Origin of the sequence: Streptomyces sp. MS19, from assembly GCF_047200595.1 — a bacterium.
Lineage (GTDB): Bacteria > Actinomycetota > Actinomycetes > Streptomycetales > Streptomycetaceae > Streptomyces.
The window spans coordinates 22030-29993 of the sequence record NZ_JBJZOH010000046.1; the positions used below are offsets into that span (position 1 = coordinate 22030).

Consider the following 7964-nt stretch of genomic DNA (forward strand, 5'->3'; position numbering starts at 1 on the left):
GCCGGGCGGCGCGCGCGGGACCGGCGACCGCCGCGCCTCGCCGATCCCGTGGGATATTTTGGGCGGATCAGACATTCATCTCTTTCTTGTGGACGAGGGGAAGAGGGGCCGGCAGTGGCGACCAGTGACAGCGCGAGCCCCCACCCGTGCGAGGACCGGGCCCACGACGCCCGGCTGCGGCTGCTCGGCGAGGCCGTCGCCTCCGGCGGGCTGGACGCCGTCGAACTGCTGCGGCTCTCCCTGGAGCAGGCCGTCATCACCACCGCCGCGCTCGGCGGCGCCGCCCACCTCGTCACCGGTCAGGACGACCCCCTGCACCTCGCCTCCGTCGTCGGCCTGCCCAGGGACCTCGCGCGGCCCTGGGAACGGCTCGGCCGGGACGACCCCGCGGCGCCCGCGCGGGCCGCCGGCACGGACGAGCAGCTCTGGGTCCCGGCGAGCGGGGATGCCTCCGACGTGGCCGTGCTCCCCGTCGAGGGGGCGTCCGGTGCCCTGTCCCTGCCGCTGCGGAGCGGCGGCGGCCTCGCCGGCGTCCTGACCCTCTTCACGCTCCGCCCGCCGGACGAGGAGCAGCGCCGCGCGCTCCGGCGCCTCGGCGCGACGGTCGGCGAGGGCCTGGCGCGCGCCCCGGGGCCCGTCACGGGCGTGGTGCCGTGGTGGCAGGAGTCCAGCTCGCGCCTGTCGGAGGCCATGGCCGCGATCAACGTGGCCACCTGGGAGCTGGACCTGACCGAGCCGAACGGGCGCCTCGACGTGGACGACACGGGCTTCGACGTCATCGCGCGGGCGGCCGGGATCGAGCCGGAGGAGTGGGACGGCCGCCTGGACACGTGGATGCGCCGCGTCCACCCGGACGACCTGCCCGGTGTCCTGGAACAGATGCAAGCCTCGATCACGCACCCGGGCAAGGTGTACGCGGTCGAGTACCGCGTGACCAACCCGAAGACCGGGCGCGTCTCATGGGTGGAGCTGCGCGGGCACGTCTCGTACGGTCCCGGCGGCGAGCCGCTCCGCATGACGGGCACCGGCTGGGACACCACCACGAGCCGCATGACGGAGCAGGTCGTCGAGCGCATCCTGCGGCACCTCACCGACCCCGTGCTCATCGTGGACCCGGCGGACAGCTGGCGCGTCGTCTACGCGAACGCCACCGTCACCAGGCTCGGGCCGCACGACGCGACCGAACTCGTCGGGCGGGTCCCCTGGGACGCCATCCCGGAACTGCGCGGCGCCGGACAGCACTTCGAGGAGGCGCGGCACAGCGACGAGCCCGTCGTCGTGGACCTCCGCGTCAGGGAATGGTGGCAGCGGCTGCGCGTCATCCGCGCCGACCGGTACGTGGTGGTCTTCCTGACGGACGTGACCGAGGAAGTCGACACCGCCCGCGCGGAGGCCGCCAGGACCGAACGGGTGGAGGCCGTCACGGCGGCCCTCTCGCAGGCCCTGACCACGGAGGACGTGGTGGACGCGGTCGCCGCCCAGCTCCTCGCCCCGCTGGAGGCCGACGGCGTCCTGATCTACTCGCTGGACCGGGGCAGGCTGCGCCTCGTGGGCAACGTCGGGTACCCCGCCGAGGCCGTACGGCGCGTCGCCCACCTCGACGGCGATCCGTCGCTCCTGGACGCGCAGCCCCGCTTCTTCGGCTCGCGGGAGGAGTTCGCCTCCGCCTGCCCGCCCGCCCTCGGCGAGCTGGCGCGGGCGGGCGGCGAGGACGCCTGGGCGGTGCTGCCCCTGGTCGCGGGCGGCCACCGCACCGGCTCGCTGCTGGTGTCGTTCGCCCGGCCGCGCACCTGGACGGGAGGCGACGAGAGCATGCTGCTGGCCCTCAGCGGCCTGGTCGCCCAGGCGCTGGAGCGCGCCAGGCTCTACGACGAGGAGCACGACCGCGCCCAGCGCTGGCAGCGCGCGTGGCTGCCCGCGCTGGAGGACGACCTGCCCGCACTGGACGCCGCCGCCCGCTACCGTTCGGCAGGCGGCGAGGAGGCCGGGGGCGACTGGTACGAGATCATCCCGCTGTCCGGGGAACGCGTCGCGCTGGTCATCGGGGACGTCGCGGGCCACGGCCTGCGCGAGGCGACCATCATGGCGCGGCTGCGCTCGGCCTCGGCCGCGCTGGCCATCCTGGACCTCGACCCGGAGGAGATGCTGCTCTTCCTGACCGAGATCACCGCCCGCCTGGTCGCCGAACTCGACGACGCCACCGACCCGTTCGACCGCCGCCTGGTCAGCTGCCTGTACGCCGTCTACGACCCGACCAACGGCGAGCTGGCCATGGCCTCCGCCGGGCACCTGCCGCCGGTGATCGTCCCGCCAGGCGGGCGGCCCCACCACCCGGACGTCACCACGGGCCCGCCGCTCGGCTTCGACCAGACCCCGTACGAGGCGTCCCAGCTCGTCCTGCCCCCGGACAGCCTGCTGGTGCTCTACACCGACGGCCTCATCGCCACCGCGGCCACCGACCCCGACACCGGCATGCGGCGGCTCACCGACACGCTCGCCGGGCTGACCGGAGGGCCGGACCACCCCGCCGAGGGCGACGGCGCGGGCCGCCTGGCCGCCCTGTGCGACGCCGTCATGGACGCCCTCCCCCACGAGGAACGGCGCACGCGGGACGACGCCGCGCTCCTCGCCGTCAGCCTCCACCGCATCCCCGCCGACCGCATCGCCTCCTGGGAGCTGCCGCTCGAAGCCGCCTCGGCGCGCAAGGCGCGCGCCCTGACGGGCGAGCAGCTCGCCCGCTGGGGTCTGGAGGACCTTGTGATGACGGCCGAACTCGTCGTCAGCGAACTGATCGGCAACACCGTCCGCCACGCCTCGGCGCCCCTGCGCCTGCGCCTGATCCACAGCACCACCCTGATCATCGAGGTGTACGACGGCAGCGAGGCGACGCCCCGCGTCCGGCACGCCGCGCTGATGGACGAGAGCGGCCGCGGCCTGAACCTCATCAGGACCGCCACCGCCCACTGGGGCACCCGGTACACCGCGAACGGCAAGGTCGTCTGGGCGCAGCTGCCCCTCGACGCCCAGCTCTGACTGATCAGGCCCCTCTCACTGATCAGGAATAGAGAAGCACCCCCCAGGGCCCGGGACCTAGCGTTGCGGGCATGGCAGACATCGCATCCGTGACCCTGGAGGTGGCCGACCCGTCGGCCGCCCGACGCTTCTACTCCGCCGCCTTCGGCCTGGACACGCAGCTGCGGCTGCGGGCCTCCGAGGCACCCACGACCGGCTTCCGCCGCTTCACGCTGTCGCTCACCGTGCAGGGCCCCGGCACCGTGGACAGTCTGATCGGCACCGCGCTCGACGCCGGCGCCACGGTGCTGAAGCCCGCGGCGAAGTCGCTGTGGGGCTACGGCGGTGTCGTCCAGGCCCCCGACGGGACGATCTGGAAGGTCGCGACATCGGCGAAGAAGGACACCGGGCCCGTCACCCGGCGGATCGACGAGATGGTGCTGCTGCTCGGCGTCGCGGACGTGACCGCGAGCAAGCGGTTCTACGTGGCCAAGGGGCTCACCGTCGGGAAGAGCTTCGGCCGCGTCTACGCCGAGTTCGCGTCGGGCCCCGGCCCCGTGAAGCTGGCGCTGTACCGGCACAAGGCGCTGGCGAAGGACGCCGGGGTGACGCCGGACGGCAGCGGGTCGCACCGGATCGCGATCGGCGGGGACGCCGGCGCGTTCACCGACCCGGACGGCTTCGCGTGGGAGGCCGTGTCACCGGCCCTGGCCGACAGCTGACGCGGGCGGGGCGGCCGGTCCCCTGTCTCAGAACCCCCACGGGTCGGGGTGCGGGGTGCGCGCCGGGTCCTCGGACCAGCACAGGCGGGACTCCAGGTCGTCGCCGAGGCGCGCCGTGAGCAGGTCGGCCGCCCAGCCGTTCCAGTAGACGGCGCCCGGCGCCTCGGGCACGCGGAACGCGGCGGCCGCGGTGGGCAGCGCCTCCGGCAGGAAGACGGCCCTGGTGATCTCGCCCGTGCTGCGCTTGGGCTTGGAGGAGCGCCGCACGTCCAGGCAGTCCACCACGCGGGTCACCAGCAGCAGGGAGTACGCGCCGTCGCCGGTGTCCTCGGGGTCACCGGTGTCTACGGGCACCAGGTCGCCCGACGCGGCGAGCCCGTCGCCCAGCGCCGCACGCGCCTCAGAGCCCAGCACGGGGGCGCACGGGTAGTCGCTGGGGAACGAGGACTTGGGCTCGGTGGCGTCCTCGGACCACGTGCCGGCGACCCGGGCGGGACGGTCCGCGTCCGCGGCGGACGCGCCGGACATGCACCAGCGGATCACGCTGTCGAGCGACGCGTCGCCGAGGCGGAGCGTCGCCCTGTCGCCGAGCAGGCTGGGCAGCAGGCGGTGGACGGACAGCGGCGCGCGGTGGGTCTCGCTCATCACACGGTCCATGATGCGCCAGGGCCGGGCCTGCCGGTCGCCAGCTCGCGCTCGACCTGGCGGCCGATGCGGCGCAGTTCCCGGCGCAGTTCCCGGCGGATCGCGCCCGCGCCGAGGCCGCGGACCCGGCCCATGCGCGCGACGTGCTGGAGGCGCCGGTCGAGGCGGCCGAGGAAGCGGTTGGTGTGGGTGAAGTTGTGCGGGGTGGGGTGGCCGAGGGGGATGCCGTTGGCGGCGTCGTTGATGTCGATGTTGTAGCGCCGCAGCAGGGCGCGCATCGCGGGGGCGCCGCCGCGGTTGAAGCCGGAGGGGACGATGTGGGCCGCAGCCTGGCCGGGGCCGACGATCCGGTTCTCGGCCGCCATGTTCCGCCGCAGCATGGCGGCGTTCTGGGCGCAGGTCAGCAGTCCGAGGAGGTCGGTCCAGGTGAGGGGATCGACCACGTACGCGCGGTGGTTGGGGCCCGCGTCCATGCCGAGCGGGTCGGGGGTGACGTAGCGGGCGGTGAGGGGGTCGTAGTGGCGCAGGACGTTGTAGTGGAGCTGGGTCTCCTGATCGGCGTACTGGCCGGGGAAGCGCAGCGGGGTGTCCGTACCGGCGCCGGGCCGGGATGTCGTCAGTCCCCACAGGGTGGCGGCGGCGCGCCAGGCGATCCGGCCCTGTTCGTCCACGAGTTCGGTGGGGGTGCCGACGAGGTCGGTGACGACGGCGTAGAACCGTTCGTCGATGATCTCCTGCGGGGCGTCGGCGAGATGGCGCCGCTCGGTCTGCGTCACGGGGCGCTCGCCGTCGCGTCCCCAGGTGAGGGTGACCGCCTCGGTGTCCCCGGCGACGGTGGTGGTCTGCTCCACGAGGTCCGTGCCGTCCCAGGTGAAGCGGGTCTCCTCGGCGACCGAGCCGTCCGGTGCGAGGCGGTGTTTGGCGACGCGGCGGCCGAGGGCGTCGTACAGGTACCGCCAGACGGTGCCGTCCGGGGTGATGACGGAGGTGAGGCGGTCCTCGGCGTCCCAGGCGTAGCGCCACACGTCGGGTTTGCGGGACAGCCGGGTCCTGCGGCGCACGACGACGCGGCCTGCGGCGTCGTATTCGTAGGCGACGCGGCCCGCGCGGACGAGGCGGGTGCCGTCGTAGGCGCGGTCGCCCTGCGCGTCGTCCGTGTGGGGCGCGTCGGCGGGCCATGCGGCGGCGGTCTGGTTGCCCGCCGCGTCCCAGGCGTAGGTCTCCGACCAGTCGTCGGCGCGGACGGCGGTGACGCGTCCGGCGGGGTCGGTGGTGAACGTGCGCGCGCCGGTGGCGGAGTCGTCCAGTGCGGCCACGCTGTCGTCGGCGCGGTAGCGGTAGTCGCGCCGGACGGGGGTGGCCGGGCCGGGGGCGCCGGGGACGGTGACGGTCTGGCGGGTGAGCCGGTCGGCGGCGTCCCAGGTGTGGGCGATGGCAGGGCCTTCGGTGCCGAGGCCGCGGCGGGTCTCCCGGCCCGCGGGGTCGTGGCGGGAGGTCAGGACGCGTCCGGCGACGTGCAGGGCGGTGCGCTGCCCGGCGGCGTCGTAGGCGTGACGGGCGGTCGGTCCCGCCGGTGTGGTCTGCTCGACGGGGCGGCCGAGGATGTCGTGTCCGGTGCGCAGGGTCCGGCCGTCCACGGTCTCGGCGACAGTGCGGCCGGCGGCGTCGTAGGCGAACGCGAGGGTGACGTCCGGACCGGTCGCGGTGAGCATGCGGCCGCTGTGGTCGTAGGTGTAGGCGGTGGGGGTGCCGTCGCTGGTGGTGGCGGTGAGGCGGCCGGCGGGGTCGTAGGCGTACGCGACGGTCTGTCCCGCCGCGTTGGCGCGGCTGAGCAGCTGGCCGACGGGGTCGTAGGTGTAGGTGACGGTGTGGCCGTCGAAGTCGGTCTCCGAGGTGGGGTTGCCGAGCGCGTCGTAGGTGTAAGTCCAGTCCTGGCCGCGCTGGTCGGTGACGCGGACGAGGCGCTGTTCCGTGTCGTAGGCGAAGGTGACCCGGGCGCCGTCCGGGGTGGTGCGGCTCGTCAGCTGGTCGAAGGGGCCGTACGTCCAGTGGGTCGTGCGGCCGAGGGCGTCGGTGTGGGAGAGGCGGTTGCCCTCGGCGTCGTAGGTCCAGCTCTCCGTGGCGCCGTCCGGCTGGGTGAGGGACGCGGGGAGGCCCCCGGCGGTCCAGGTGTGCCGGGTGGTGGCGCCCAGCGGGTCGGTGACGGTGGTGACGCGGCCGTGGGTGTCGTAGGCGATGCGCGTCTCGCGGCCGAGGGGGTCCAGGGACCTGACGGGCCGGCCCGCCGCGTTGTTGGTGAACTGCTGGATGGCGCCGGTGGCGTCGGTCAGGGTGGCGAGGGCGCCGCTGGGGTCGCGGGTGAAGCGGGTGGTGGCGCCGGTGGCCTCGGTGACCGAGAGGCAGTTGCCGCGCGCGTCCCACTCCATGCGGCGGACGGCCCCGTCGAAGTCGGTGACCTCGACGGGCAGGTCGAGGTCGTCGTAGCGGGCGCGGGTGGTGGCGCCGTCCGGGAGTTCGACGGCCGTCAGGTTGCCGGCCGCGTCCCAGGTCAGGCGGGTGGTGTGGCCCAGTTCGTCGGTGCGTGCCAGGAGTTTGTCGCGCCGGTCCCATTCCTGGCGCACGGTGTGGCCGAGGGGGTCGGTCTCGGCGACGAGCTGGTAGCAGTCGTTGAACTGGTAGCGCCGGGTGTGGCCGAGGGAGTCCACGGCGGTGGTGGTCAGGGTCTCGCTGTCGTAGGCGAAGGTGTAGGCGAGGACGCCGTCGGTGCCGCCCGCGGCGACGCAGCGGTCGGCGGTGTCGTACGCGTAGTCGTACCAGGTGCCGTTGCGGTCCTCCCAGCGGGTGAGGCGGTGGCGCGCGTCGTAGCTGAGGCGCTGCGGCAGGCCGGACGGGTCGGTGATCTCGGTGAGGTCGCCCGCGGCGTCGTAGCCGTAGGTGACGAGGGTGGGTTCGGCGGGGTCGCTGAGGAGCGTGAGGCGGGTGATGCGGCCGTGGTCGCAGGCGATGCCGATGCGGTAGCCGCCGTCGTGGGTGATACCGGTGGGGAGGCCCGTGGCGTCGTAGGTGACGGTGAACGCGTTGCCGTTGCGGTCGTTGACGCCGGTGAGGGGCAGGGTGGCGCGGGAGCGGCCGGGGACGGGGCGGAAGCGCAGGGTGAGTCCGGTGTCGTGCTGCCGCACGGTCATCTCGCCGCCGGGCTCGCCGTCCCAGCCGAGGGGCCAGTGCGGGCCTTCGACGGGCAGGACGCCGCTGTGGGCGGAGGGGACGGGGTAGCGCAGCACCATGCCGTCGGCGGTGTGGAGGCGTGCCTCGTGTTCCGAGAGCACGAGGCGCTGGTCGAGGGTCCCTGCCCAGCTCGGGCCGTGGAGCACGCCGCTGCGGACGCTGGTGCGGTGGTGACGTTCGAGGATCAGCGGGAGGACGCCGGGGAGTTCGACGTCGGTCGCGGACATCACGAGTTCGCCGGTGGCCATGTCCACGGGATCGCCGCAGAGGGAGAGGCCGCGGATGTCGCGTCCCATGCGGCGGATGTTCTGGCCGAGGCCGCGGATGCCGACGGCGATGCCGCGTAGTCCGGTGCGTGCC

General features: G+C 74.4%; 4 protein-coding genes. 2 read left to right on the forward strand and 2 right to left on the reverse strand.

What is annotated here, in order from left to right:
• Positions 1-114: 114 nt before the first annotated feature.
• Entirely contained in the window at positions 115-3033 is a 2919-nt protein-coding gene (locus ACL02R_RS27015) for a SpoIIE family protein phosphatase (RefSeq protein WP_412799578.1), read from the forward strand.
• Positions 3034-3104: 71 nt separating this feature from the next.
• Positions 3105-3734, forward strand: a complete 630-nt coding sequence (locus ACL02R_RS27020; RefSeq protein ID WP_412799579.1) for a glyoxalase — start codon at positions 3105-3107, stop codon at positions 3732-3734.
• A gap of 27 nt (positions 3735-3761) precedes the next feature.
• Here ACL02R_RS27020 and ACL02R_RS27025 read toward each other — a convergent pair whose 3' ends face one another.
• Together ACL02R_RS27025 and ACL02R_RS27030 are read right to left on the reverse strand one after the other, a co-directional pair.
• Complete coding sequence (locus ACL02R_RS27025) at positions 3762-4379, reverse strand: hypothetical protein (protein ID WP_412799580.1); 618 nt, start codon at positions 4377-4379, stop codon at positions 3762-3764.
• The coding region (locus ACL02R_RS27030; protein ID WP_412799581.1) for a DUF6531 domain-containing protein at positions 4379-7964 on the reverse strand (3586 nt) is incomplete at its 5' end. The genes ACL02R_RS27025 and ACL02R_RS27030, both read right to left, overlap by 1 nt.

What these genes read in the sequence shown, in the direction of transcription:
- ACL02R_RS27020 (WP_412799579.1), top strand. Translation starts at nt 3,105, where the DNA reads ATGGCAGACATCGCATCCGTGACCCTGGAGGTGGCCGACCCGTCGGCC.
- ACL02R_RS27025 (WP_412799580.1), bottom strand. Translation starts at nt 4,379, where the DNA reads ATGAGCGAGACCCACCGCGCGCCGCTGTCCGTCCACCGCCTGCTGCCC.